General features: G+C 67.5%; 1 protein-coding gene. It reads right to left on the bottom strand.

What is annotated here, in order from left to right; all coding sequences use genetic code 11:
- Positions 1-502: acyl-CoA dehydrogenase family protein (locus KVT32_RS28615; protein WP_217619262.1), on the bottom strand; the 502-nt coding region annotated here is incomplete at both ends.

Genomic DNA, 502 nt, shown 5'->3' with positions numbered 1-502 from the left:
AGCGAACCGTCCTCGTTGATCATGAACTTCGGCACGATGAACAGCGAGATCCCCTTCACGCCCGGCGGCGCGTCCGGCGTGCGCGCCAGCACCAGGTGGATGATGTTCTCGGCCATGTCGTGCTCGCCGTAGGTGATGAAGATCTTGGTGCCGAAGATTTTATAGGTGCCGTCGCCCTGGGGCACGGCGCGGGTGCGCACGGCGGCGAGATCCGAACCGGCCTGCGGCTCGGTCAGGTTCATGGTGCCGGTCCACTTGCCCGAGATCAGGGGCTCGAGGAAGCGCGCCTTCTGCTCGTCGGAGCCAGCGGTCAGCAGCGCCTCGATGGCGCCGTCGGTCAGCAGGGCCACCAGCGCGAACGAGATCGAGGCGGCGTTGAGCATCTCGGTGCATGGCGTGGCGACGATCTTCGGCAGGCCCTGGCCGCCGAATTCGCTCGGGTGCTGCACGCCCTGCCAGCCGGACTCGGCGAAGGCCTGGAAGGCGACCTTGAAGCCGGCGG

It is taken from the genome of Achromobacter sp. GbtcB20, from assembly GCF_019091095.1.
Taxonomy (GTDB): domain Bacteria; phylum Pseudomonadota; class Gammaproteobacteria; order Burkholderiales; family Burkholderiaceae_B; genus Achromobacter; species Achromobacter mucicolens.
The sequence above is the reverse complement of the archived record's forward strand: the minus strand, read 5'-3'. Positions and strand labels throughout refer to the sequence as shown.